Genomic DNA, 24,163 nt, shown 5'->3' on the forward strand with positions numbered 1-24,163 from the left:
TTTATTGTCCTTGTCCGAGATAGCCAGCAAGCGTTGACGACTGACTGTTTGCTTGGTTCATCGCTTGTTCCATTGCCGCAAATCGGCGATAGTAACTGTCTTCTTTTCGTTTCAGCTTGTCTTCCCACGACAACATGCTCTTATCGAGATCAGCGAGTGACTTCCCGAGTCGATATGTCGTCGCAACCGCTCCGTCCCGTCCGGCAACACCGGAAATCTTATCGCGAAGTGTTGTCGCAAATCCTTGAATTTGCCGGACAAAACCGTCAAGTCCATTCGGATTTGGAATCGTATTCCCTTGCGCATCCTTCGTCGGTTCCGGCGCATCAGCGGTAAATAGTTTATAGACGCCTTCCGGCTGTTCTTCAAGCATCTTCTTCAGTTTCGTCTCATCGATTTTTAGCTTCCCACCGTCACGGAAATCACTCGTTGAAGTGATTCCGATCTGCGACATGTACTGGAGCTGAATCGTATCCGTTCCTGACATGTACGAATAACCGCTGTCGATTTTTGATGAGATTGCGCTGCGGAACTGATTGAGACCGTCCTGTAAGTAGCTATCATTCTTCAGCACACCACTCATCGCTTTTTCTTCCCACTTCTTGACCTCGTCCTCACTGAGTTCCTTACGCTGGGCATCTGTCAATGGTTGGTAGTCACGATATTTCTCTTCACGAACCTTTTTGTTCATTTTATCGATGACGTCGTTATATTTATCAACGAAATTTTTGATCGAATCAAAGTTTTTCTGCGTATCGAGCGTCGTATTGATCGTCGTCGCTGTCGTCGAGATGTTATTCAATGTGATCGTCAGACCGTTTTGTGCGAACGTATTCGTTGTCTGTTCGAGTTGTTGTCCACCAATCGTATACTTGGCGTTTTGTCCTTCCCGACCGAATGTTGCATCCTGTGAATTAACCTTCGCAGTATTAGTCGAGGCATCAACGATAGAGATGTCGGCTCCTGCGGGGTTTAAGTTACCGGTACTCGTTTTCGTTAAGACAAGTTTTCCTGTCAAATCATTGAAGACCGCGTTCATCCCGAGACTTGTTTTACCGTTGATCGCCGCTGTTAAGTCCGAAATTTTTTGTGTTGCATCCAGCTGCAAAGTTTCCGTCACTGCAACACCTGTTGCATCGAATGTATTGATTTGGACGTTAATTTTGCCATTCGCATCCTTCGTGAACAATCCACTCTCTTCAAGTGTGGCGTCACTCTTTTTCCCACTTGCTGCGACCATCGTTACCGAAGCGGCACTCGCGAGCTGATCAATGCTGTCAATCGTCACACTGCCAGCTGACGCTGCTGGACTCGCCGTTACCGTCAATGCCGTCGGATTAGAACTCGTAACCGTTTTTGATTGATAGTTCTTCGATAACAACATATCGCTTGCCGCTGTCCGGAAGTCAAGTAACGCCCGGTTCATCTCCCGGTAAGCATCGCGTTGCCATGTCAGCGTCTGTTTCTTTTGCGATAAACGATCGACCGGTGCCCGTTCCGCCTGCATCAATTGTTTAATCATCGTTTCTGTATCAATTCCACTTGCTAAACCGCTCAGTCGAATACCTGCCATCCAATCAGTCCTTTCTGTTAAATCCGTTTATCGATTAATTGATTAAATTCCATGAATGCCGCAAAGAAATCGAGTTCTTTTTTACTCGGAATTTCCTGGACGACGTTATTATTCGTATCAACAACTTGAATGTAATATTCGTTTAATTTTTCATGCTTGACGAATTTAAGTCCTGTCCGTTGCAGTTCTAGCTTGATATTCGCTTGTTCCATCGCTGTTTCAAGTTTTGTAACGTGTTGGGGTGTCGGTAGGACAACGACTCCTTCTTCTGCTAGTGCTTCCTGATTCGCTTCCACAAACACATTACGTGTCGCTTCGTACGGTAGGACGTTCGAAGGCAGATGAAGGCGAATTTCCGTATTAATGGAATTCATAGTCGGTCACTCCTTGTTTTAGTATCTATTTATTTATCGGTCTATACTAATTTTTTATTAGCTTTAGACCTATATTAGAATGATTATTTATCAAAAATGACTCTTTTAGTAAAGAGTCATTGAATAGAGCTAGCTTTTTATAAACACAGACATATATGCCATATTATTACATTCATTATCCTTAACAAATTTCAATACCCGATATAGATAAATTGGATCATGCTCTATCGACTTCGCAAATGATTGAATTAACTTTACAACTAGATCAGGAGTAAGACCTTTATGATAAGCAGACATTCCTATCAAATGATTTTTAATTAAAGAATAGTGAATAACTAACATCATATAATCATCAAATGGCTCATTATACTCTAAAGGATACAAATTTTTAAAAATATAATTTACAAGATAATTTTCTAACATGTATTCATTATTTTTTATAAACGGTTTGTAATGTTCTCTTAAGATTTTTTTATAATGTTCAATATTATCAATACTGTCATTATTACTAGATTCTTTTAGTCCTTGTATCATTTCGTTTAGACATTCGAAGTATCGTTTGTTAGAAATTCCTTTACTAAATTTGTTCTTGATTATTTCTTTAAATAACATTAAATTGACTTTTGGTTTCTCAGGTATTTTTTCCAAAGCTTCATCAAAATTACCTTGATTTATCATATTAGAAAAATTAGTAATTAAATTTGGTACTTCATTACATAATCCCATATCGATTTTGTTCTGAAGCTTTTGAAAAAATAAACCTAATAAAATTAACCTTGACTCAATATTATAATTTCGATTTTGAATAAGCCCTATAGAAAAAATTCTTATATTCCAAAAATAGTACTGTAAAGTATCTTTATTAGTTTTAGTTTGCACCGCTTTATTTATATTCGCTGATAAATCTTCATCTAAAAAATGATCGAATTGCATGGGGATAGGGTTAAGTAGTATTAATCTTGCCGCTTCTGGACAAGAGATTGTTGCAGCCTTTTCAATAACTCCATTAACTGAATTAACGATTCTTGGATAAGTACTACAAGTATTTGAAAGGTATTCTTCTCCTAAGGTAGTTTGTATACTACACAAACTTTTTTCATCTAAAAAAGAGCATGCATTATTTTCATTCATTTTTATTTTTGCAAAGTTAGATTCTGTTGAGTGAGATCTTTCACGTTTTATATATTTTTTAAACTTTGGTTTTAATTCGATATGTTGTGATTTTCGATATTTACGATAGGTTTTCTCATCTATTGTAACTTTCCATCCTGAACAGCATGAATCTTCACATAATGATCCGATACATTTGAATTTTTTCATGTATTGAGGAGTCAATATTTCATTTTTAGTTTTTAAATTCATTTGAAAGGTTCTCCCTCCATTTATTAATTTCAATACAAAATAGTTTTTAAGAATTATGTACTGAAATTAATAAATGGATAGATTATTATCTAATCTATCCATTCATTAAAATCATTTAACTAATATTAACGAAGTAATTGTAAAACTCCTTGAGGTTGCTGATTCGCTTGTGCAAGCATAGCCTGTGCAGCTTGTGCAAGAATCGAGTTTTTAGTCTGGTTCATCATTTCTTTTGCCATATCAACGTCACGAACGCGTGATTCAGCCGCTGTTAGGTTTTCAGAAGATGTTTTGAGGTTGTTAATTGTGTGCTCAAGACGGTTTTGGTTTGCACCAAGTTTTGAACGCTCAGCAGAAACTGTATCAATTGCTGATTGAATTTTTGTAACTGCACTTGCTGCGTTAGCATGTGTTGAGACATCTAATGCTTGTTCAGTCGTAGTGTTGTTCGTTCCGTCAGTAACCGCTAATTTTGAATCTGTTGTTCCAGTAGTAGAAATTCCTAGAGCAGATGCACGCATATCAGCAATATCTAAAGTTAAACTTTGGTTTTCGTTTGCGCCAATTTGGAACTTCAAGCTCTTAGTTGGATCTGCTGCAACTGCTGCAACTTCAGTAACACCAGCTTTTGTAGTCGATAATGTTCCGCCAGTAACAACCGGAGCTGTTGAAGATTCAGAACCTGTAGACTGTACTAATTTCAGTGCTCCTGAATTATCAGTAGCAGCGTATTTGTCTTTAATAGTTGCATTAGCTTCAATTGCTGTCGCAAGAGATGCTGCATCTTTAAATTTGCCACCTGTACCATCGCCAGCAACATCATAAGTGAATGTTTCACCATCGATAGTGATATCCGACGTTCCTACTGTTACTCCATATTCACCAGCTACACCAGTAACAGCTGCAACAGCCGCACCATTTTTACCACCATCAAGTAATTTCTGAGTATTGAACTCAGTCGTGTTACCGATACGGTTAATTTCAGAAGTCAAAGAGTTAATTTCTTTTTGAATCTCTCCACGGTCAGATGTTGTGTTTGTATCGTTTGCCGCTTGGTTAGCAAGTTCACGCATCCGTTGAAGAATATCGTGTGTCTCGTTCAAAGCACCTTCAGCTGTTTGAATGAGTGAGATGCCGTCTTGTGCGTTACGTCCAGCTTGATCAAGACCTCGAACTTGTGCACGCATTTTTTCAGAGATTGCAAGACCAGCTGCATCATCCCCAGCTTTATTGATGCGAAGACCTGAAGCGAGTTTCTCCATTGATTTACTTTGAGCTGCAGTAGCACTCGAAAGTTTGTTGTGCGTGTTAAGCGCAGTTACGTTGTGATTGATAATCATTGTAATTTCCCTCCATAGGATAAGTTTTTTGTCTCTTTGAAGATCCGTCTTCTCCGAGATGTGCCCCCTGGCCGGCCCAAGAGTGACACGGTGGATGAAGTCGATGACTGCTTCCACCTTATATATCGTCGTCGGCTCGAAATGTTTAACAACTTTCTTCAAAAAAATGCAAAAAAATCGTACATCCATGTCGGATGTACGATTTCTCCGTAATTTAGAGACGCGTCGCACCTGTCTCTTCTTGCAATTGTTCCGCTACTGCTACAAGCTCTTCCATCGCCCCGTTCACTTCACCGAGTGATGCTGCTTGATGGCTCGATGCCTGTAAGACTTGTTCTGCGTGCTTCGATGCTTCCTCAACCATAGCGAGGATATTTGCTGTCGTTAAGCCAACCTGATCGATCTCTTGATCTGATTTAACGACGAGCTGATCAACCGATTTCACGCGTGAATACACGTTCTCTGTCGAATGGTGAATCTCTTCAAATGACGAACCTGCCTGCTCAACGAGTCCGACACCAGTTGCGACTTCACTTTGAACATCGGTCATTGCGTTCGCCGTATCATTGACGAGACGTTTGACACCAGAAATCAAATCAGTGATTTCTTTTGCTGATGTTGCTGTCTGTTCCGCGAGTTTTTTGACTTCTGCTGCAACGACGGCAAAACCACGCCCCGCTTCGCCTGCTCGCGCTGCTTCAATCGACGCATTCAAACTGAGTAAGTTCGTCTGTGCCGAAATATCACTGATGACATCGGTAATCCGCGAGATTTCGCCTGTCATATCCGTCAGACGACCGTTTAGTGTCGCTGACTGTTCCATCTTCTTCGAAATCATATGCATCGCTTCGACAGAATCTGTCGCTAGTGTCTTCCCGTTCTGGGCTTCCGTCTGCATGACCGTCGCTGATTTCAAGGCTTCGTTCATCTCTTTCGCGACTTCATCCATCGTCCGTTTGACAGCACCGAGCGCATCCATCGACAAGTACGCTTGATCGACATTCTCGTTCATCTTCGCGGACAGCTCTGCCATCGCTGAACGGATGCTTTCACCCGACGCATTGCCTTCTTGAACTGCTGCTGCGATTTCTTGTGCGGATGCTGTCAGCTTATCGCTTGAACTTCCCATCTGTGTCGCCTGTTTGCGGATATGTAAGACCATGACTTCTAGTTCGTGCATCAGTTGGTCGACTTCATCGCCGCGCTTCGCTTCCTCGAAATCGACGTTGAAGTTGCCATTTGCGACTTCGCGTGCCGTCTCTGTTGCCTTTTCGATTGCTTTGATGGGTTGACGTAGAATCAATTGCGTCAACGACGTCCCAATCAACGATAACAATAAGCCAATCCCTGCTCCGAACCAAATCGCACTCGTATCTGCGACATCGAGTCCACGATGGAGATAAAGCACAAGCTGAGCTGAAATACCACTCGTAATGACCGAGATGGCTAAGACCCAAAAGAATAACCGTACCTTCAAGTTGCTTCGTAATTTACGCATAACCGAAACTTCCTTTCCTGTATCTTCTTTCACCGTCCTCTCTATCGGTTTCTTTTGTAACCGTTTTAAGTCAGTTGACCTGATTTTCAAAAGCGATTTCCAGCGATATGACAAAAATACATCAAAAAGAGTGATGGACCGCTTCATCCATCACTCTCTCTTTCTTATTTCCGCTCAATCTCAACATACTTATACGAAATATCCGTTCCGACATTGTGTCGGGCAAGATGCGTGACTTCCGTGTTTTGCAGGAAAGCATTCTTTCGTTGGTAGACAGGCGAGATCGCTTGATCGTCGAGCAACACACTTTCCGCTTTACTGAGTAACGCGAGACGTTTGTCTTGATCGAGTTCACTTTCAGACTGCTTCAAGAGACGATCATATTGTTTATTCGAGTAATCCATCATGTTGAACGGGTTACCTGTCGCGAACAAGTTCAGGTATGTCGTCGCATCCTGATAGTCCGGCGCCCAGCTCGCGAGTGACAAATCGTAATCCCCTCGTCCTTCACGGGCGAGACGCTCTTTCTTCGGTAGTGACAACAGTTTGACGTCGACGTTCTGTTTCTTCAATGCGCCTTGGATGTACTCGCCGATTTTTTTTGAGACATCGTCATCTTCAATCAACATCGTCAGCTCAAGGTTTTGCTTCGCAAGCACTTTGTTCGCCACTGCTGCATCATATGATGATTCGATTTGACGCGCGTTATCGTATTTCGGATCAAGTTCTTTCGGCACGATGTAATCCGCTGGGAGTGATCCGTTTCCGAGCAACGTCTCCGTCAAGGCCTTTTTATCGTATGCTGCGTCGATCGCTTGGCGTGTTTTCTTATCCTTCAAGGCATCTGTCTTTTCATTCATGCGGATGAAGAACATCCGCGAATCGCTGAACGTGTTGTACTCTTTTTTCCCTTTGTACGTGACGACGTTCTCTGAGTTGAGTGGTGCGACATCCAGATCGCCTGACTCGAACAAGTTGATCGCAAGCATCGGATCCTTGATGATCTTAACGTCGACTTCATCGATCTTGACGTTTTTCCGGTCCGCGTACTCAGCATTCTTCGCGAGCGTATAACCTTGCTCGGCTTGATATTTCTTAAACGTGAATGGTCCGTTGTAGACGTTCGTCTTTGGATCTGTTCCGAACTGGTCGCCTTCTGCTTTGACGATATCTTCGCGGACCGGCATATAGGTGCCGAACGTCGTCATGCTGAGGAAGTACGGCGTCGGACGTTTCAATTCGATCTGGAGTGTCTCATTGTCGACTGCCGTCGTTTTTTCGACCGGCTCAAGCAAGTAAGCAAACGGTGAGTTCGTTTTTACGACACGTTCGAACGCATAACGGAAGTTCTCCGCTGTGACAGGTTTTCCGTCTGACCATTTTGCATTCGGGTCAAGCTTGAACGTATAGACCTTCCCGTCCTCTGACACGTTATGTGATTTTGCTGCCGCCGGAACGAGTTCATTCTTCTCATCGAAGCGATAGAGTCCTTCGTAGATTTGGTTGAAGATGTTTGACGTGATGGCATCTGCCGGGTCGACCGACAGGAGATCGTAACTTTCCATCGTATGCAGGACCTTCTTATCCGCTTTTTTATCTTCTGCTGGTTCTGTCGTTGCACATCCTGCGAGTAAAACTGCCGTGCTCGCCGCTGCGATCAATGTTTTTTTCATGTGTAGTGCCTCCTGAGAAATATGATGAGCGTTGGATGATTCGGCATTTGACGTACAACAAAAGGCGTCCTCTACGCATAGCTAACAGCTAATGCATAGAGGACGCCTGTATCCGCGCGGTGCCACCTCTGATTGAGACGAAGAATCGTCTCCACTTGTCGCTGGTCCAACAACCAGCTAGCCCGGTAACGGGGGCAACCGTCCTGTCTACTCGAAGGTTCAACAGGCTCTCAGCGGTCCATTCTCGTTCAGCTTACCGTGTCAGGCTCTCACCATTCCTGACTCGCTTGGTCGGCAGTGTTGACGTTACTTACTCCGCGTCGTCGATGTAATTGATATGGCTTAACTTGTTGTTTACTTTACACGGCTTGTTTTTCGCTGTCAACGAAAAAAACTCAGAACGGATGGTCTTCTTGTTTTTCTTGTTCCCGACGGACCGGTCGTGGTTGAATCGGTTCGACGTGTTTGACATGTGTTCGTGTAACGATGCGGTTACTGAGTGCTGCATCGACCAAAATCGTGATCGCTGCTGCCATGTGTAAGAACATCCCGACGACGGGAATGACACCGACCGTTGATGCGACAATCCCGACGATGTTTCCTTTTGAGACATTCCCGGCACGTGCCGTCAATACGACAACGACGATGTGAAATGCGAGCATCAACCACAGGGCATTATAACCTGAGAAAATGACGATTGAACCACCTAAGAGCGGAATCCCGAGCACCGCTTCCATTCCACCTGATACCCACTTCAACGTCCGCAATGAATCCTGTCGACTCTCCATGACGTCGCCTCCTCTTTTTTTCCATATGTCTAGTATACGACGGATTGCAGAAAAGGTTCCAACGTTTTTGTTTAGTTTCTGTAATAATCATCATAAAAAAAGAACGATCCGGAGACCGTTCTTCGATGAGGCATCACACGTCCACTCGACTTCTGCGAGCCGAAAAGTCGTAATGCTTGCTTCAATTAAACTGCCAACACATGGAACTGATAACCACGATGGACGACGAATCCTGCTTCTTTATAAAGATCAAGCGCCCGCTCGTTATCCGTCTCGACGTCGAGCTCCAGTTGTGTCCGACCTGTCCGGAACAACGCTTGAACCATCAGCTTCAGCATCTTCTTACCGTAACCATTGCCTTGTGCTTCTGGACGAACCGCAAACGCATGGATGCTCGCTTGTGTATCGGAAGCGAGATAGGCACGAATGACACCAATCGGCTTGCCATTAGCGACGCCGATGAACGTGATCCGGTCGTCGGATTCAATCGCTCGATAGATTGACTCCGCTTCCTCGTCTGTGTTCCCAAATGATTTGCCGAGAGTCTCGACGATGAACGGGCGGTCGTCCGCTGTTGCTTCGCTTAATTCGAAATCCGGATCTGCTTTCAAGAACAACTGCGCCTTTTTCAAGACCATGTTATACTCCGTCATCCGGTACTCTGCCCCTAACCCTTCAAGGACGGCTTGACCTGATTCACTTGCGTCATCAATGACGAACGTGAATGCTTCAACGCCTGCTTCCGTAGCACGTGCGCGCGCCGCTTCAACGAGTGTTGTGAAAATGCCCTGTTTTCGGTAATCGGGATCAACGAAGACATTCAATTCCCATTCCGTCGGTAAGTACGCGAATGCTTGTAAATATCCAATCAATTGCTCACCATCATAGATTGCGAAATCATTCTCGCCGACCCAATCGGCTGCGACCTTTAATTCAATGCCGTCGTGATCGTTGACACATTTTTCGAGTTGTAATACATCTGTTGTTTGTTTGACGTCTGTGACGTTCCATTCCATATTCATTCACCTCATTTTCAACTATACCGAACGAACAAAAGAAGCACTAGCAAAAGCTAGTGCTCATTGCAGTTTGAATGTCTTCATCATCTGCGGGACGTCCTTAACGATCAAGTTCTCGATCGCTTTCTTGCCGACAGCACCTTTAACGGCTTCCGTCGGTAAGACGTAGTAGTAGGTTTTACTACCTTTCGTCCCGAGATATGTACCATATCCGATTTCACGGTCGAACTGTTTTTTCGAGAGCTTCTTCGGCTCGTAGTTTAAGTTAACGAGTAACTGATTCGCTCCCTTAACTTTATAGTACAATGCGAACGTGCCACTCCGCGTGATGACACCGTATTTTGATTTAACGGTCTTATTCTTGACGAATTCGACCTTGTCTTGCTGGATTGCCTTTTTCAACGCATCCGTCGTCTTGACCGTATAGCCGAACGTCTTGTTCGCGACGACTCCTTTGCTATATGTCACGTTACTTGCGGCAAAACCCGTCACCGGAGTCAGACATGCTCCGAGTAAGACTCCTGTCATTGCGATTCGTTTCATACTGACTCCCCCTTAAAATGATCTATAGTAATGAATTCCCTTTTGCGAAATAGGTAAACTCTATTCTCGAAAAAGATTTGACGGAATTGTCTAAATTTCTTACGATAAGGATAACGAAACGAAATGGGGTTAAAGCGATGACTGAACAAGAACAATTAACGCAAGAACAGCTCGATAACTTGCTCAAGAATGCGTTTGCAATGCAGGTTCCGATCCTCGAGAAGTTCATGAAGGATACACACGATCGTTATGCACTCGCAACGACGTCGTTCAAGCGTGACATGGAAGCAATGAAAGAGACGGAATGGCATCAGTTCTTCGCTAGTAAACTGTTACCGCACTTCTTCCTCGAGCACCTCGGATTCGGGGCATCGTTCCGCTTCAACGGACACGATAAGGAAGTCGATCTTCCGGAAAACGTCGTGCCCGTCCGTAATGATGCCGATGAGCAAATCGAAAAAGTCGTCCTCGGGGTCAAAAAGGCGATGCAAGATGAGCACATCAAGAATCACGATCTCGTCGCGAACTTCTATAAAGAAACACTCGAACTCGCTTGCCAAATGGGGAGCCGTGTCGGGATGAGCGATGAGTTCTATACTCTCGTCAAACCAAGTCTTGTTCATGCGAACGAAGGCGAATAATTTTTAAATTCTACCAACATAAAAAAGGAGATCAGCTTCTGTATGATACGGAAACTGTTCTCCTTTTTCGTATGTCTGTTTCAGAACGAAGCAGCTCATCCGCGACTCCTACAGGAAAGTGCCAACAGCACCTAGTAAGACCCGGCAGATGGCACGGAGTGCAAGATGCCGCGGCTTACTCCCGCCTGTGGAAAGCAAGGATGACGGAATCGTTCGTCAGAATCCTCTACCATTCTACCCCATCAAAACCGAACGTAGAACACCGCTCCCCCACCATTCCGGTCGCGAACACCATAGTCGAATTGATGACTATCGAGAATCATCCGACTGATCGCAAGACCAAGTCCATGTCCGGCACTGCCTTCTTGTTTGACGTAGACGTTCCAGATCGTTGCCCGGTCTTCTGCTCGGACACCCGCTCCTTCATCCTCGACCGTCAATTCGTCATCCGTTAAGCGAACCGTGACCGTTCCTCCGACTGGTGAAGCAAAACGGGCGTTCATCAAGAAGTTGATCAGGACACGTTCGAACATCCGTGAATCAAGTGATTGCCTAACCGGTTGCAGCTCCGTCGCCAGCGTCAGTCCTGCCTGCGTGAACGTCCCACGCAGGCGTTCGACTGTCGCAAGCACGAGTTCATCAAGTGCCACATCCGTCTTTTCAAGCGGCATCCGTCCACCGGCAAGCTTCGAATAAAGTAACGTCTCGTCAATCAGATGACCGAGTCGATCCGTCTCCTCGATGATACTCGTCGTCACGTCGGGCAGTTCGGCAACAGGAATAACACCTGCTGCGAGCGCCTCGGTCTCGTTTCGAATGATTGCGAGTGGCGTCCGCAAGTCATGGGTGATACCGGCGATGAACGTCTTTTGCAGATGATCCTTTTGTTTGAGTTGTGTCTGCATCTCATCGACCGCGTCGATCAACTCCCCGACTTCATCCTTCGGTCGGGCTGGCAGGACGACGTCCGTTTCACCAGCACCAATCTTTTGAGCGACGGATCGAAGCGTCACGATCGGTCGTGTCAGGTGCCGTGCCATATAGTACGCGAGTAAGGATGCCAGCAACAGGGTCACAAGTAACGCGAGTCCGATCGCGACATAGACACCGTCGAGAGCGCTACTCGCTAGCGGCGCTTGTCGCACCGTCGTGATCCGCGTTCCATCAACGTTCAGCTGATACGTCAATAACCGTTCGTCTTGCACTTCGATGACATCTTCTTTCTTAAGATCGTCGAGAAGTGGTAACCGTCCCGCCGGTCCGCGCGCACCGATCCGTTGCGTCAATCCATCGGTCGTCAAAAACCCTTGAATGTCACGCGGAATCGGCGTGTCAGCTTCAAGCGCTTGTTTGATGATGTTCGCTTCCCGCGCGAGTTGATCGTACCGTTCGCCTTCTGCAAACCGATTGACAAGGAACGCCGTCAAGACGAAACTGAGGACCCCCATCACGAGCAGCGGACCGACGACAGCGTATAAGAACTTACGCATCAAAGGACGTCGTTTCATTCAATCGCCTCCAATCGATAGCCGACCCGGTGCACCGTCTTCAATTGTTGTCTAATGACGGGTAGCTTATCGCGCAATTGTTTGACGTGCGTGTCGACCGTCCGGGTATCGCCACCGAATGCGTAACCCCAGACGTCGTCAAGAATCTGATCCCGGCTCAGTGCCTCCCCGAGATGTTCGATGAAGTAGAGCAACAGTTCGAATTCCATCTTTGCGAGACTGACTGCCTGTTCTCCCAATTTGACTTGGCGTCCCTTCTCATCGATCGTCAAGTCACCGAACACATGACGGGCGACCGGCCGGACTTTTAATGCCCGTTCAAGCCGGATCGTCAATTCCTTCAGGACGACCGGTTTGACGAGATAATCATCGGCACCGAGTTCGAGTCCGAAGACACGATCATCTGCCTCCCCACGCGAGGTCATCATGAAGACGACCGGCGGCTGAACTTGTGATTTGATACTTGGCACGAGCGACCAACCGTCACCGTCCGGCAAGCGGACGTCGATTAAGACAGCGTCAAACGTTGTCGTTAAGCACTGTTTCGCCTCTGCTAACGAACCGGCAATCGTTACCTCATACGCATGGTGACGCAGGAAACGCGCTGTCACCTGCGCTAATTTTTGTTCATCCTCAATCAATAGTACATTCATGGTCATCCCTCCACTCCTAGTGTAGCGCCTTTTTGTCCAGATTTTCCTTTCTTCGCAGTTTCTTTGCAACTTCCTCACAACTTCTCTTTCGTGACCCTCTACCATAAAAGGTGAAAGGAGTGATCATCCCATGACATTCAAAAAACAATGGATCACTGCATTGACAATTAGCGCATTAACCGTTGGAGGCGCATCAGCATATGCTGCGACGAACGACGACTCGAGCACGACAAAACAAGCGAAACACGGGCACCACTTCGAAGGTATGAAAAAACACGACATGACGTTACTCTTGAAAAAATTGAACCTGACACAAACTGAGGTAGATGCTGCCCGGGAGAAAGGGCAATCAATCGCAGATCTTGCAAAAGCAAAAGGGATCTCGTTCGCTGATTATAAAAAGGCAGAACTCGCAGCAGCAAAGGAACAGCTCGCTAGTCTCGTTAAATCAGGTGACTTAACACAAACGCAAGCAGACGACATGTTGAAGCGCCAAACGGAACGATTCAGTGGCGTCAAGAGCTACGATGAACTCAAAGACAAGATGCCGATGGGTCGCCACGGTGGACCAGGTTTCTTCAATGAATCGTTGATTGCTGACGTCCTGAAAGCACTCGGACTGAGTCAGTCAAAATTCGATGCAGCGAATCAATCGCTTGCTGCTTATGCGAAGGCACAGTCGATTAAGTTCGCCGACTATAAAAAAGCATTGCTTGCGGCGCAAACAAGCGAACTCAATCAACTCGTCAAAGACGGGAAGATGACGAAAAAGCAAGCAACGGAAATCAAGTCTCGTCTGACCGAAGAATATAAGGACGCGAAGAGCTACGACGATCTTCCTGATCGCGGCGAACACGGTAAGCGTGGTGACCATGGACCGGGTGGTGTCTTCGGTGACTCGACGTCAGCAATTTTAAAAGCACTCGGACTCGATGAAGCGAAATTCAAAGCAGCGGATCAATCATTGCCTGAATTTGCGGAAGCGAACAAGATTGCTTACGCCGATTTCGAGAAAGCCGTCCTGACAGCACAAACTGCTGCGATTGATCAACAAGTCAAAGATGGCAAGCTGACAGACAAACAAGCGAAACAAATCAAGGAACACATCCAGTCGCGCGCAGATGCGGTCTCAAGCTACGCTGATCTCAAGAAAGGACCAGCACGCGATGGTGGTCATGGTCGAGGACACGGACCTGGTCCGGGTGGTGACATGCCGGGCGCACCGGATCAAGGACCGGATGCGGATCCGAATGCGAGTGCTACATCCGTCGATTTAGCGATTTAAGATTTAGACCGAAGCTCTTTCATCGGAGCTTCGGCTTTTTTTGTTCACGTTAGGACAATTGTCTTTTAATCATGAATTTCATATACTGGTTCACTTTTTTGAAAAATAAGTCTATTCCTTGAACGAAGGTTGCAAATTCCATTTCCTACACCCGATACTAGTAGAGAGAACGTTAGTATCGTAAGGAGGTGACGTGGATGGCTTTTCATGAAGCGATGAATCGGATTCGTCAATCCGACACAGCCCCACTCTATATCGGTGGACTTGAAGTGTCCCGTCCGGAAACGGCGGAAGCCTTCTTTCAACAACAAACAGATGCAATTTTTTTATTTGATGCCTCTGGAACAATCATTTATTTCAACGAACAGTTACAGGACATGCTCGGCTATTCCGCTGAGACGCTCTATGAGCACTTTGCTGTCTTCAATCCACCTGATCAAGTCGAAGCGGTGACATCCTTTTTCAATCGTGCGTTACATGGTGAGACCGTTCATTATACGGCACAAGGACTTCATGCCGATCAACACCGGGTTACCTTAAAAATTACGAACATGCCGATCGAACAAGACGAACAAGTCATCGGCGTTTACGGGATCGCACGTGATATCACACGTGAGAAACAACTCGAAGAAGATGTCTCGTCCATTCGCTCCCAACTTGAACTGACGGAACAGATTCCTGAACTCGTCATCTTCCACTTTGATATCCACACACAAATGATCGAGTTTTCCCCCGCACTCCTCCATTTTTTAGGGTTGTCGGAAACCGATGCAACGACGCTAGATCAAGCACAATTATTTAGTCGGATTCATCCACGTGACTTCGATCCGCTCCGGTTCGAGATGGAACGTTTGATTGCGGGTGAAAAGGAACGTTTTGAAATGGAAGTCTCCCTGTTGACCGCTGACGATACCTATCAGCTGTTGCGCTTGAAAGCCTTCCATCGTCCGCATCATCCGGATCATCTATCGGTCGTCCTCTATGATTTATCGGAAGTCGACGAGGCGCGACGTCAACTCGTCACGGAACGGGCACAGGCACGTGAAATCTACGAAGCCGTTAATGCCGCGATCTCACAAATCGACTTGTTCTCGGGTCGGATCCTGTTTCATTCGCAAGGATTTCTGCATATCTTCGAAGAATTGCCAGAGAATTTAATCCTTAGTCGCGAGTGGTTGTACGAACGACTAGACGCGCGCGATCATACTGCAATGAAACAATTCATCGGTCGATTGGTGGACGGTCAAGCTGATACGATCCAGTACCGCCTTCACTTCCCGGATGGTCGCGTCAAATGGATTGAGGACCAACAAATCCCCGTCTTCCAACTGGACGGTACGATTGCTTATACGAACAGCATCATGCATGATATCACGCTTCAAAAAGCGTACGAGGAACGATTGCGGCAGCTCGCTTTACGTGACGCCGTGACGCATCTGCCGAACCGGCAAGCGCTGATCGGAACAATCGACGCATGGCAAGAGAAGGACCAACCGTTCTTCGTCCTGACCGTCTCCTTCAACCGCATCGCTGAGATCAATAATGCCTTCGGACACGGCTCCGGTGATCAGTGGCTACAAGGAACGGCTGCCTTATTACAACAAACAAAGTCAGATGGAACGTTCCTCGGACATCTTGGTGGTGATGAGTATGCCCTGCTCGTACCGACAAGCGATAAACAGGATGTGACGGCATGCGCCGAGGCACTACTCGATCTATCGGAAACACCGATCTCGATCGAACCATACGCCTTGTTCACTCGTATTTCTGTTGGGGTCAGTCGCTATCCGGAAGACAGTACAGACGCTGTCGAATTGTTAAAGCATTCCTATACCGCCTTACGACGATCGCGTCGTGAAAATCACAGTACGATACACCACTACGCATCGAATCTCGATATCGATTATTACCGGCGCTACCGGCTCGAGCAGGACTTACATTACGCGATCGAACGTAATCAACTGTTTCTCGAATATCAACCGAAGGTCGACAGCTGGACAGGAAAGATTGTCGGTCTCGAAGCACTGATTCGCTGGCAACACCCGGAATGGGGACGGATTCCACCGAACGACTTCATTCCGCTTGCCGAAGAGAGTGCTTTACATATCGCGATCGGAGACTGGGTCGTCGAGACGGCGTGCCGTTCGATGCAAGACTGGAAGGCGACCGGAGCAGATCTTGTTCCAATTTCCGTCAACGTCTCACCGAAACGATTCTTGATCCCCGGCTTCGAACACCATATCGAGCGGATGCTGTCGACGTACGATCTCGCGCCTGAGTTACTCGAACTTGAGATCACGGAAGCGGCTTTAATCATGGATGATCCGATGACGAGTCGGACACTCGAATACGTCAGCCGGATCGGTGTTCGGATCGCACTCGACGACTTCGGGAAAGGCTATTCCTCAATGGTCTACCTGCAAAGGTATCCGATCGACGTCATCAAGATCGATCGGCAGTTCGCGACCCACATCACGGATGACGCTAAAGCCCAAGCAATCGTCAAAAGCATTCTCTACATGGCAGGTGAGTTCAATCTGACCGTCGTCGCAGAAGGCATCGAGACGCTCCGTCAGCTCGATACGTTCCGTACACTCAATTGTCCGAGTATCCAAGGCTATCTATTCAGTCGCCCGGTTCCAGCGGACGTCATGGAATCGTTCCTCCTGCGGGAGATTTTGTATCCGATCGAAGCCTGTTCCTTGTCGAGCGATACCATCCCCCGTTTTTCCGTCTCTGGGAAAGTTCGCATGCTGACACATCATACCCAGTCGTTCGAACTGCCCTTCTCAGACATTGAAGCGCATCAAACGAGTACGCGGGCACTCTATTTTTCGTCGAAGACGTTGTTACCGTTGTCGGACGCAACGTTTGAGATTCGCTTGAGTGAAGGCGTTCAACTCGTCTCCTGTACGGTGACGATCACCGGACAACAAGATCATCAATACATCGGTGAATATACAAATCCGATCGAAGCAGAACAGATCATGCGTTTCTTCCAGTCGTTACGTTATCGCCCTTGACCTCTCCACGAAGACGTTCACACACGTCTTCGTGCTTTTTTGTTATAGTAATCCTAAAGCGTTTTACTATAGAAGGGAGGAATGGCATGCAGTCACCACTACCTACGAAACATCATCGTCGCTCTACGAAAGGTCAGCTTTTTCGACGATTACTGATGCTAACAATCGGTGCCATCATCTTCGCACTTGGACTGAAAGGATTCCTTGTTCCCAATAACATCATCGATGGCGGGATCGTCGGAATCTCGATCATCGGCTCAAAGGTGACAGATACGACGCTCGCTTTGTGGCTGTTCTTCTTGAACATCCCGTTCATCTTTTTCGGCTATAAGCAGATTGGAAAGACGTTTGCCCTGTCAACGTTATATGCGATCTTCGTCATGGCGATCGCAACGAAACTCCTCGAACACATCGGTCCATTGACGAGTGTTGATCTGCTCGCGACCGTATTCGGTGGCTTGATTCTCGGAATCGGCGTCGGGATCGTCATCCGTTCGAGTGGATCACTCGACGGAACTGAGATTCTTGCTGTCTCTTTCAGCCGCTCGACACCGTTTTCAGTCGGTGAGATCGTCATGTTCTTCAACGTCTTCATTCTCGGTGCTGCTGGATTTGTTTTCGGTTGGGACCGAGCGATGTACTCGTTGATCACCTATTTCGTCGCCTTCAAGACGATTGACGTCGTCATCGACGGACTCGATCAATCGAAGAGTGTCTGGATCATTTCGGAGAATTACGAAGAGATCGGTCTTGCGATCATGGACCGACTTGGTCGAAGCATGACGTACTTAAACGGGGAAGGTGCCTTTACCGGTGACGGCAAAAAAGTCATTTTTTGTGTCATCAGCCGGCTCGAAGAATCTAAACTGAAGGACATCGTTCGTGACTTCGATGAACAAGCTTTTATTGCGATCGGCAACATCCATGATGTCCATGGCGGTCGCTTCAAGAAAAAAGATATCCATTAACCGAACGAAGGGAAGGAACGCGGGTGTGGAAAAAACATCGTAAGAAAATCATCGGCGGCGTAATCGTCATCGTGACGCTCGCTGTCATCGTTGTCATCGGGATTTCCGGTTATGTCGGATCATCGTTGACGCAACCGGAACGCGAAGCCTTGACGACGACACCCAAAAAAGCAGAAGGACTTGACTATGAAGATGTCACCTTCCGTTCTTATAAAGACCGGACACGTTTGTCTGGCTGGTGGATGCCAAGCGAAGATGCGAAGTTGACGATCGTTTTCGCTCACGGCTATGGCAAGAACCGGGAACAAGATGATGTTCCTGTCTTCCCGCTATTTAAGAAGTTTCACGATGCCGGATACAACGTCTTGACGTTCGATTTCCGAGGATCGGGTGAATCGGACGGGAAACGCGTTACGGTTGGTGCCAAGGAACAAGATGATCTACTGACAGCTGTTCGTTACGCGAAGTCACGTTCTTCAAAACCGGTCGTCCTCTATGGTATCTCGATGGGCGCAGCAACATCACTCGTAACGGCACCGAAAGCGGATGTCGTCGGTGTTATCGCCGACAGCCCGTTCAGCGATCTCGAGAATTATCTCGCAACGAACCTGCCCGTCTGGAGCGGGTTACCGAACTTCCCGTTCACACCGATCATCCTTGAAATCACGCCACCGTTGACAGGTCTTAATCCAGAACGAGTCAAACCGGTCGAAGCGGTCCGGCGCATCGAGTACCCGATTCTGTTGATTCACGGGAAGGATGATGATGCGATTCCCGTTACGGAAAGCATGAAAATCCAAAAAGCTGCACCGCGCTCGGAACTCTACGTGACGGAAAACGGCGGACACGTCCAGTCATACGCGCATGACCGGAAGGCGTATGAAGATAAAGTGTTGACCTATCTGTCTGACTTGCATTGATGGAAGGAGAGACACATGCAACAGCTATCTGTGTTCTTGACCTGGTTTGTCGCGTTGACGGTGATGACGATCGGACTACTCGTCTCCCGTCGCGCTGGCTATCGTTTGCCCTATGGACGGACGATCGCTTTGATTTGGACGGGTTCTGCCTTGATTGGACTCGCTTTTTATCTATTACGTTAAAAACAGCCGCCCACTTCCTTGACGGAAACGGGCGGCTGTTCGTTTGTACTTATCGTTTTAGTACGGCGGCGCCGACGATCTTCAAGACTTCCGGACGACTCAGTTTTTCTTTCCCTTTTGCAAGGGCATCCAGCGTTCCATGTGCGAGTGCAAGTGGAATGTGACAGAATTCATAAATCGTCGTCTCCTTCGGAATGGACGCAAGGTACGCATCGGCTTCTGCAAGGTTCTCACGCGCATAGGCGAACATCGTATCCGTCGTCCAACCAGGTGGGAAGTAGCCGACACCACGCTCCGCATCTTCCTGTTGGTTACGAAGGATGTTGACGGCTTGCAGACCACGACCGAATCCGATCGCTTGCTGTTTATCGGTGACGATACCAGCCTTCCAGTACCAGATGTCGGATAACATAACACCGACAAGTCCCGCGACATAGTATGTGTACTCATCAAGATCCGCTTCCGTCTCGACCGTCCAGTCACGCTCAGCCCAGACCGCCATGCCTTCTGCCATCTCAGCCGTCGAATCGAGCACTTTCGGACGAATCGCAGCCGGACAATAGGCGATCCACTCCGGTAAACGGAGCGTCACTTCTGGTAGATGTGCCGTATACGGAGCAATCAATTCAAGATAGGCGGTAGCGGAAAATGTGCCCCGCATCAACAATGCCGTCTCTCGGAGCAACATCGTCTTGACGTCCGTCGCCAAGTCTTCATGATCTTCAATCTCATCGATGGCGCGCATGCATAGATAAGCAGCACCGACCGCTTCCTGTAAGTCTTGCGATAGTCGACTAATCGGGATATAGAAGGTGCGACTCGTCGCTTTCAATACTCGGTTCGCGTCTTTTTTCAGCTGCTTCGTCTCATTCATTCCTGACAACTCCCTCTTTGGCTCAAAAGGTTTCTTTTCTCTCCATTACTATACACGATTCAACGCGTTTCAGCATTCGTTTCATGATAAGAAAGACTCCCTTTGCGCTAGATTCAGGCAAAGGGAGTCTTTTCATCCTCGTTTGAAGCGTATCGTTCACAAGAAAAATACGTTCCAATGACATTCAAATGGAATCATTTTTCCTGTTGTTTCAAGAGTTGTCCGATCAACCCTGTGCTACGGGAGGCTTCCGTGTTCTCTTCTTGGATCGACAAGTAGACTTCCTTCCGGTGGATGTCGACTTGCCGTGGTGCCTTGATACCGAGCTTGATTTGATCGCCTTCAATCGCAAGAATTGTCAGTTCAATGTCGTCACCAATTTGAATCGCTTCTCCCGTCTTTCGTTTGAGTACGAGCATCAGCGACCACCTACTTCCGTCAGACTACCGATCAGATGACGATTCGTATATGTATCGTCTAAGATGATTTGTTTCGCGAGTCGTTGTTTCGTCTCCATGACGAAGGGTGCCCGTAAGTTCGTCGTCGACGTCTTGAACGGATCTCGCAACGTGACCGTCGTATAGACAGCGACTTGCGCCGTATCCTCAATCCCGAGCTGCTCTTTTGCTGCGTCCGGTAACTCGAAGACGTATTCCGGATCAATCCAGAACGGGTTCGTCACGACGAACGCACACTCCGGCTGATCAATCGATTGAAACGACCAGAACGGTACGCCCTCTCCGAACGGGAGCAGGATGAAGCGCTTCGCGTCCGGAAAACCCGGTAATTCGGACGCGAAAGTAATGATTTCCGTCTCGTTAATCGTGATAGTTCCAAAAAAATCGGTTTCGATTTGCATGTCGTTATCCTTCCCCGTCGAATATGCCACCAACCGGCCACATATTCAATTGATTTTGTTCTTGTAAGAAAATCTCGACCTGTCCGTCTTTTACGGTCAGCTCCGGTTGATGCGTTTCGACATCGATCTTCGGACGATTCGCGGTGTAGCTCAATCGGACTTCCGCTGGTGTAAAAGTCGTCTTGACCCGATCAAGACTCCGCGGGATGAATCCGAGTGTCGTCACTTCGGCAGGCGGTGCGTCGTTAGTTTTTGCAATCCGCGCGACCGTTCCCCCACCCTGCTCGATCCGCATCAGTTGATCCCCTTCCGAAGCTCTCTGCGCGACCGCTTCCTGTCCCTTTTGTCGACCGTAGGCAGCGTACTGCCGAACGGACTCGAGCGCAGGAACACGCTCCATCTCGATCCAGGCTTGTGTCGAATCGATCTCAAGACGTGCCGCGACGGTTTCAATCGACAGTTCCCCGCGGGGCTGTTCGATCGAAAGGGAGGCAGGTGTCTGCTTCTGCTCGATTTGCGGACGTGTGATGTTCATCCCGATTCGTGCTGCCGTCTGACGCATTTCAAGATGTGGAAGATTCATCTGCCTTCACCCCTTATCGTAGAAAATCGAGTAACGTCGGTTGAATGATTCGTGCTCCGGCGCTGAGAGCCGCTCGGTGTAACGTTTCGTACGACTTCAGCTCCATGATGACTTTTTCCGCCTCGATGTCTTCGTTATCCGACATGACCGTCTTTGCGATGATTTCCTGATCCTCGAGCCGTGATGTGTTCAAATCCATCCGGTTAACCCGTGCCCCGAGATCCGCACGCGTCTCGACCGTGCCGTTCACCATCTCATCGATATCCTTCAACATACCGGATAAAGCAGCTCCATTATTGTCAGCATTCGTCCCTAGGGCATCGTAGACTTTTTTCAATGTCTGGAACGTTCCCGGTCCGAAGACGCTAAGTGGCGAGATGTTGACTTGGACTTCGATACCGGAAGAGACTTCATATTGAATTGATTCCGTCTCCTTGCCCGTCGGATCCCCATCCGTGAAGACACCGTCAACAGGACCTGAAGCACTTGCTAAGTAATCACGCAATCCGTCCATCGAGACGAATGCCGTATCCGTCTTCGTCCCGTTGAAGATCCCTTTTTCATTGTATTTCGTATTCGCGAGCGTCCCGATGTGTTCGATCAATTGACCGACCTCGCTCTGGATCGCTTTACGCTGTGTCGCATCATACGTATCCGTCGCCGCCTGTGTCGTCAACTCACGAATCCGGCTCATCGCCGACGTGACTTCGTTAAGTGCCGAATCCGTCAAATCCATCCAGCCCGTTGCTTCACTGGCATTTTTCTTGAACTGTTCGACTTCTCGTACTTCCGTCCGGTAACGCACGCCCTGCATCGCGACGACCGGATCATCGGATGGACGCTGAATTTTCTTCCCGCTGATCAATTGCTCTTGAAGCGTGCTCAAGCGCTGATAGCTAGAGGATAAGTGCCCGATATTTGTTTTCGTCAACATCGTTTGTGTTACTCTCATCTATTCATCACCGTCCTACGAGTCCCATACCGTTGATGATTTTATCAAGCATCTCATCGACGGTCGTAATATTTCGTGCTGCCGCATTATAAGCGTGTTGATACTGAATCATCATCGTCATCTCTTCATCGATCGAGACGGCAGACATCGACATACGGCGTTGATCCGCACTCTCCATCAAGACAGCGGCACTCTTCCCAAGGCGCGCGACTTGTTCGGTCGAAACTGCCATGTTGCCGATGACGTTTTGATAGAACGAGCCGATCGTCGTCGTCGTGTTCGACTCTGTGAATTCGATGCTCGCTGTCTTCATCTTCGCTAGTTTCAATGCCCCTTGACTATCCCCGATGTTTCCGTCCGTCGACGTCGCAATGTTATCGAGACTCGCTTTGATGTCCGTACCAACAGAAATCGTTGCTGCCGTGATGTCGCCACTTGTCGAAGCAAAGAACGCATTCGATCCCGCTGTCCCGTCTTTTTTCAAGTTCGTCGCGTGCTCGGCGTTGAACGCATCGGCGAAGGTCTTCGCCATCTCATCAAGTTGACTCTCCATCTTGACGTATTCACCGACAGCTTGACCGTTTCGTTCTTGCCCGTACATCTCGATCAATCCTGTCAAACGACCTGTTGAGAAACCGCCTAGCTGATCGAACGTGTAGGTTTGTGTCTCCGATTTGAAGCCTGTGTATAGTCCTTGATCGTTCGTCGTGAAGGTTAGTGTCCCTGCTTTCGGTAAGTCGGAGTCGACCGCAAGCAGCTTGTCCCCATTCGGAAACTTGATGTTGACGTCAATACGTCCTTCTGCATTGCGTAACGCATTCCCCATCTTCCCTGTTTCAATCGCCTGAGCGTCTACCGTCACTTTTTCGAAATCGACATATTGAGCAAGTTCATCAAAGTAGCGATCACGTTCATCATAGAGCGCGTTCGGCAAGGTACCGAGCGGTTCGACGACATGGATTTCCGTATTAATGTTATGGATTTTTTGCAAGAGATCATTGACTTTTTTCGTCGAGACATCGATTTCACTTTTTAAGTCTGATTTGACCTGATTGATTGCCTTCGACATGTAATTGAAGGTCTGTGCGAGCGTCTCTGCTTTTTGCCGGACGACACTGCGCGCACCCGAGTCCTGCGGATTCGTCGACAAAGTCTGAAGTGATTCCCAGAATCCGTCGAATGCCTTCGCAAGACCCGTATCCGACGGTTCATTGATGATATCTTCCATCCGTCCGAAAGCCGCTTCCTTCGTGCCGTAATAGGAAACTTTCGTCACTTCATCCCGGTATTGCTTATCGAGCATGATGTCACGAATCCGCTCGATCATTTCTCCGCGGACACCCGTTCCGACTTGACCATTTCGGCCAGATCCAAGCGATATCGAAAGCTGTTCTGTTGTTCCCATGACGAGACGCTGACGAGAGAATCCTTCCGTACCGGCGTTCGCAATGTTATTTCCAGTCGATTGCAGGGCCCACTGGTTCGTCGTTAATGCCCGACGTCCTGTCTCAAGCCCCATGAAAGTCGATCCCATCCGTATTCCT

The 24,163-nt window shown here is 47.7% G+C and carries 23 protein-coding genes and 1 other annotated feature; of the genes, 6 read left to right on the forward strand and 17 right to left on the reverse strand.

Annotation, left to right across the window (positions count from 1 at the left end; genetic code table 11):
* Position 1: 1 nt before the first annotated feature.
* From fliD to B3S86_RS11040, 9 genes are all read right to left on the reverse strand, one after another.
* Complete coding sequence (gene fliD, locus B3S86_RS11000) at positions 2 to 1,573, reverse strand: flagellar filament capping protein FliD (protein ID WP_290752434.1); 1,572 nt, start codon at positions 1,571 to 1,573, stop codon at positions 2 to 4.
* A 17-nt stretch (positions 1,574 to 1,590) separates the two neighbouring features.
* Positions 1,591 to 1,947 (reverse strand): flagellar protein FlaG, encoded by a 357-nt coding sequence (locus B3S86_RS11005; protein WP_035410058.1) that lies wholly within the window; start codon positions 1,945 to 1,947, stop codon positions 1,591 to 1,593.
* A gap of 129 nt (positions 1,948 to 2,076) precedes the next feature.
* The gene (gene fliB, locus B3S86_RS11010; protein ID WP_290752437.1) at positions 2,077 to 3,309 is read right to left on the reverse strand and encodes a flagellin lysine-N-methylase; all 1,233 of its coding nucleotides are present in this window, start codon (positions 3,307 to 3,309) and stop codon (positions 2,077 to 2,079) included.
* A gap of 125 nt (positions 3,310 to 3,434) precedes the next feature.
* Entirely contained in the window at positions 3,435 to 4,649 is a 1,215-nt protein-coding gene (locus B3S86_RS11015) for a flagellin (protein ID WP_290752440.1), read from the reverse strand.
* Positions 4,650 to 4,863: 214 nt separating this feature from the next.
* Positions 4,864 to 6,147, reverse strand: coding sequence for a methyl-accepting chemotaxis protein (locus tag B3S86_RS11020; protein WP_290752443.1), 1,284 nt, complete (start codon positions 6,145 to 6,147; stop codon positions 4,864 to 4,866).
* A 164-nt stretch (positions 6,148 to 6,311) separates the two neighbouring features.
* The gene (locus B3S86_RS11025) at positions 6,312 to 7,820 is read right to left on the reverse strand and encodes a peptide ABC transporter substrate-binding protein (protein ID WP_290752446.1); all 1,509 of its coding nucleotides are present in this window, start codon (positions 7,818 to 7,820) and stop codon (positions 6,312 to 6,314) included.
* A gap of 95 nt (positions 7,821 to 7,915) precedes the next feature.
* Positions 7,916 to 8,153 (reverse strand) — a binding site (T-box leader).
* A 62-nt stretch (positions 8,154 to 8,215) separates the two neighbouring features.
* Positions 8,216 to 8,608 (reverse strand): hypothetical protein, encoded by a 393-nt coding sequence (locus tag B3S86_RS11030; RefSeq protein ID WP_035410070.1) that lies wholly within the window; start codon positions 8,606 to 8,608, stop codon positions 8,216 to 8,218.
* A gap of 185 nt (positions 8,609 to 8,793) precedes the next feature.
* A complete protein-coding gene (locus B3S86_RS11035) occupies positions 8,794 to 9,624 on the reverse strand; it encodes a GNAT family N-acetyltransferase (protein WP_290752450.1) in 831 nt (276 codons plus the stop codon).
* A 63-nt stretch (positions 9,625 to 9,687) separates the two neighbouring features.
* The gene (locus tag B3S86_RS11040; protein WP_290752453.1) at positions 9,688 to 10,170 is read right to left on the reverse strand and encodes a hypothetical protein; all 483 of its coding nucleotides are present in this window, start codon (positions 10,168 to 10,170) and stop codon (positions 9,688 to 9,690) included.
* A 137-nt stretch (positions 10,171 to 10,307) separates the two neighbouring features.
* Between B3S86_RS11040 and B3S86_RS11045 the strand changes: the two genes are divergently transcribed.
* On the forward strand, positions 10,308 to 10,811 hold the full coding sequence (locus tag B3S86_RS11045; protein ID WP_035410079.1) for a hypothetical protein: 504 nt from the start codon (positions 10,308 to 10,310) through the stop codon (positions 10,809 to 10,811).
* Positions 10,812 to 11,053: 242 nt separating this feature from the next.
* On the opposite strand, the gene B3S86_RS11050 is transcribed toward B3S86_RS11045, so the two are convergent.
* Together B3S86_RS11050 and B3S86_RS11055 are read right to left on the reverse strand one after the other, a co-directional pair.
* On the reverse strand, positions 11,054 to 12,319 hold the full coding sequence (locus B3S86_RS11050) for a HAMP domain-containing sensor histidine kinase (RefSeq protein WP_290752456.1): 1,266 nt from the start codon (positions 12,317 to 12,319) through the stop codon (positions 11,054 to 11,056).
* Entirely contained in the window at positions 12,316 to 12,972 is a 657-nt protein-coding gene (locus B3S86_RS11055) for a response regulator transcription factor (RefSeq protein WP_290752459.1), read from the reverse strand. The genes B3S86_RS11050 and B3S86_RS11055 overlap by 4 nt, the downstream gene beginning before the upstream one ends.
* 130 nt (positions 12,973 to 13,102) lie before the next feature.
* Between B3S86_RS11055 and B3S86_RS11060 the strand changes: the two genes are divergently transcribed.
* The 5 genes from B3S86_RS11060 (at position 13,103) to B3S86_RS11080 (ending at position 19,351) form a co-directional block, all read left to right on the forward strand.
* Positions 13,103 to 14,257, forward strand: coding sequence for a hypothetical protein (locus B3S86_RS11060; RefSeq protein WP_290752462.1), 1,155 nt, complete (start codon positions 13,103 to 13,105; stop codon positions 14,255 to 14,257).
* A 197-nt stretch (positions 14,258 to 14,454) separates the two neighbouring features.
* On the forward strand, positions 14,455 to 17,280 hold the full coding sequence (locus B3S86_RS11065; protein ID WP_290752465.1) for a sensor domain-containing protein: 2,826 nt from the start codon (positions 14,455 to 14,457) through the stop codon (positions 17,278 to 17,280).
* Between the two features lie 86 nt (positions 17,281 to 17,366).
* Complete coding sequence (locus B3S86_RS11070) at positions 17,367 to 18,248, forward strand: YitT family protein (protein WP_035410093.1); 882 nt, start codon at positions 17,367 to 17,369, stop codon at positions 18,246 to 18,248.
* Positions 18,249 to 18,271: 23 nt separating this feature from the next.
* Positions 18,272 to 19,168: an alpha/beta hydrolase gene (locus B3S86_RS11075; protein WP_290752469.1), complete on the forward strand. Its 897-nt coding sequence runs from the start codon at positions 18,272 to 18,274 to the stop codon at positions 19,166 to 19,168.
* 15 nt (positions 19,169 to 19,183) lie between these two features.
* The gene (locus B3S86_RS11080) at positions 19,184 to 19,351 is read left to right on the forward strand and encodes a hypothetical protein (protein ID WP_290752472.1); all 168 of its coding nucleotides are present in this window, start codon (positions 19,184 to 19,186) and stop codon (positions 19,349 to 19,351) included.
* 49 nt (positions 19,352 to 19,400) lie between these two features.
* Here the strand turns inward: B3S86_RS11080 and B3S86_RS11085 are convergent, their stop codons facing one another.
* The 6 genes from B3S86_RS11085 to flgK all read right to left on the reverse strand — a co-directional run bounded on the left by B3S86_RS11085 (position 19,401) and on the right by flgK (position 24,153).
* Positions 19,401 to 20,225 carry a squalene/phytoene synthase family protein gene (locus tag B3S86_RS11085; protein ID WP_035410098.1) on the reverse strand — a complete coding sequence of 275 codons (825 nt, stop codon included), beginning with the start codon at positions 20,223 to 20,225 and terminating at the stop codon, positions 19,401 to 19,403.
* Positions 20,226 to 20,419: 194 nt separating this feature from the next.
* Positions 20,420 to 20,644, reverse strand: coding sequence for a carbon storage regulator CsrA (csrA, locus tag B3S86_RS11090; protein WP_035410102.1), 225 nt, complete (start codon positions 20,642 to 20,644; stop codon positions 20,420 to 20,422).
* Positions 20,644 to 21,084: a flagellar assembly protein FliW gene (fliW, locus tag B3S86_RS11095; RefSeq protein WP_290752478.1), complete on the reverse strand. Its 441-nt coding sequence runs from the start codon at positions 21,082 to 21,084 to the stop codon at positions 20,644 to 20,646. Before fliW ends, csrA begins: the two co-directional genes overlap by 1 nt.
* A gap of 4 nt (positions 21,085 to 21,088) precedes the next feature.
* Positions 21,089 to 21,667: a DUF6470 family protein gene (locus B3S86_RS11100; protein ID WP_290752481.1), complete on the reverse strand. Its 579-nt coding sequence runs from the start codon at positions 21,665 to 21,667 to the stop codon at positions 21,089 to 21,091.
* 13 nt (positions 21,668 to 21,680) lie between these two features.
* Positions 21,681 to 22,619: a flagellar hook-associated protein FlgL gene (flgL, locus tag B3S86_RS11105; protein ID WP_290752484.1), complete on the reverse strand. Its 939-nt coding sequence runs from the start codon at positions 22,617 to 22,619 to the stop codon at positions 21,681 to 21,683.
* 7 nt (positions 22,620 to 22,626) lie between these two features.
* A complete protein-coding gene (flgK, locus tag B3S86_RS11110) occupies positions 22,627 to 24,153 on the reverse strand; it encodes a flagellar hook-associated protein FlgK (protein WP_290752487.1) in 1,527 nt (508 codons plus the stop codon).
* Positions 24,154 to 24,163: the final 10 nt, after the last annotated feature.

The organism is Exiguobacterium sp. UBA3968 (genome assembly GCF_002385115.1).
In the GTDB taxonomy this organism is placed as follows: Bacteria; Bacillota; Bacilli; order Exiguobacteriales; family Exiguobacteriaceae; genus Exiguobacterium_A.

Coding starts and splice junctions, on each gene's coding strand:
- fliD (WP_290752434.1), bottom strand. CDS start 1,573: ATGGCAGGTATTCGACTGAGCGGTTTAGCAAGTGGAATTGATACAGAA.
- B3S86_RS11005 (WP_035410058.1), bottom strand. CDS start 1,947: ATGAATTCCATTAATACGGAAATTCGCCTTCATCTGCCTTCGAACGTC.
- fliB (WP_290752437.1), bottom strand. CDS start 3,309: ATGAATTTAAAAACTAAAAATGAAATATTGACTCCTCAATACATGAAA.
- B3S86_RS11015 (WP_290752440.1), bottom strand. CDS start 4,649: ATGATTATCAATCACAACGTAACTGCGCTTAACACGCACAACAAACTT.
- B3S86_RS11020 (WP_290752443.1), bottom strand. CDS start 6,147: ATGCGTAAATTACGAAGCAACTTGAAGGTACGGTTATTCTTTTGGGTC.
- B3S86_RS11025 (WP_290752446.1), bottom strand. CDS start 7,820: ATGAAAAAAACATTGATCGCAGCGGCGAGCACGGCAGTTTTACTCGCA.
- B3S86_RS11030 (WP_035410070.1), bottom strand. CDS start 8,608: ATGGAGAGTCGACAGGATTCATTGCGGACGTTGAAGTGGGTATCAGGT.
- B3S86_RS11035 (WP_290752450.1), bottom strand. CDS start 9,624: ATGGAATGGAACGTCACAGACGTCAAACAAACAACAGATGTATTACAA.
- B3S86_RS11040 (WP_290752453.1), bottom strand. CDS start 10,170: ATGAAACGAATCGCAATGACAGGAGTCTTACTCGGAGCATGTCTGACT.
- B3S86_RS11045 (WP_035410079.1), top strand. CDS start 10,308: ATGACTGAACAAGAACAATTAACGCAAGAACAGCTCGATAACTTGCTC.
- B3S86_RS11050 (WP_290752456.1), bottom strand. CDS start 12,319: ATGAAACGACGTCCTTTGATGCGTAAGTTCTTATACGCTGTCGTCGGT.
- B3S86_RS11055 (WP_290752459.1), bottom strand. CDS start 12,972: ATGAATGTACTATTGATTGAGGATGAACAAAAATTAGCGCAGGTGACA.
- B3S86_RS11060 (WP_290752462.1), top strand. CDS start 13,103: ATGACATTCAAAAAACAATGGATCACTGCATTGACAATTAGCGCATTA.
- B3S86_RS11065 (WP_290752465.1), top strand. CDS start 14,455: ATGGCTTTTCATGAAGCGATGAATCGGATTCGTCAATCCGACACAGCC.
- B3S86_RS11070 (WP_035410093.1), top strand. CDS start 17,367: ATGCAGTCACCACTACCTACGAAACATCATCGTCGCTCTACGAAAGGT.
- B3S86_RS11080 (WP_290752472.1), top strand. CDS start 19,184: ATGCAACAGCTATCTGTGTTCTTGACCTGGTTTGTCGCGTTGACGGTG.
- B3S86_RS11085 (WP_035410098.1), bottom strand. CDS start 20,225: ATGAATGAGACGAAGCAGCTGAAAAAAGACGCGAACCGAGTATTGAAA.
- csrA (WP_035410102.1), bottom strand. CDS start 20,644: ATGCTCGTACTCAAACGAAAGACGGGAGAAGCGATTCAAATTGGTGAC.
- fliW (WP_290752478.1), bottom strand. CDS start 21,084: ATGCAAATCGAAACCGATTTTTTTGGAACTATCACGATTAACGAGACG.
- B3S86_RS11100 (WP_290752481.1), bottom strand. CDS start 21,667: ATGAATCTTCCACATCTTGAAATGCGTCAGACGGCAGCACGAATCGGG.
- flgL (WP_290752484.1), bottom strand. CDS start 22,619: ATGAGAGTAACACAAACGATGTTGACGAAAACAAATATCGGGCACTTA.
- flgK (WP_290752487.1), bottom strand. CDS start 24,153: ATGGGATCGACTTTCATGGGGCTTGAGACAGGACGTCGGGCATTAACG.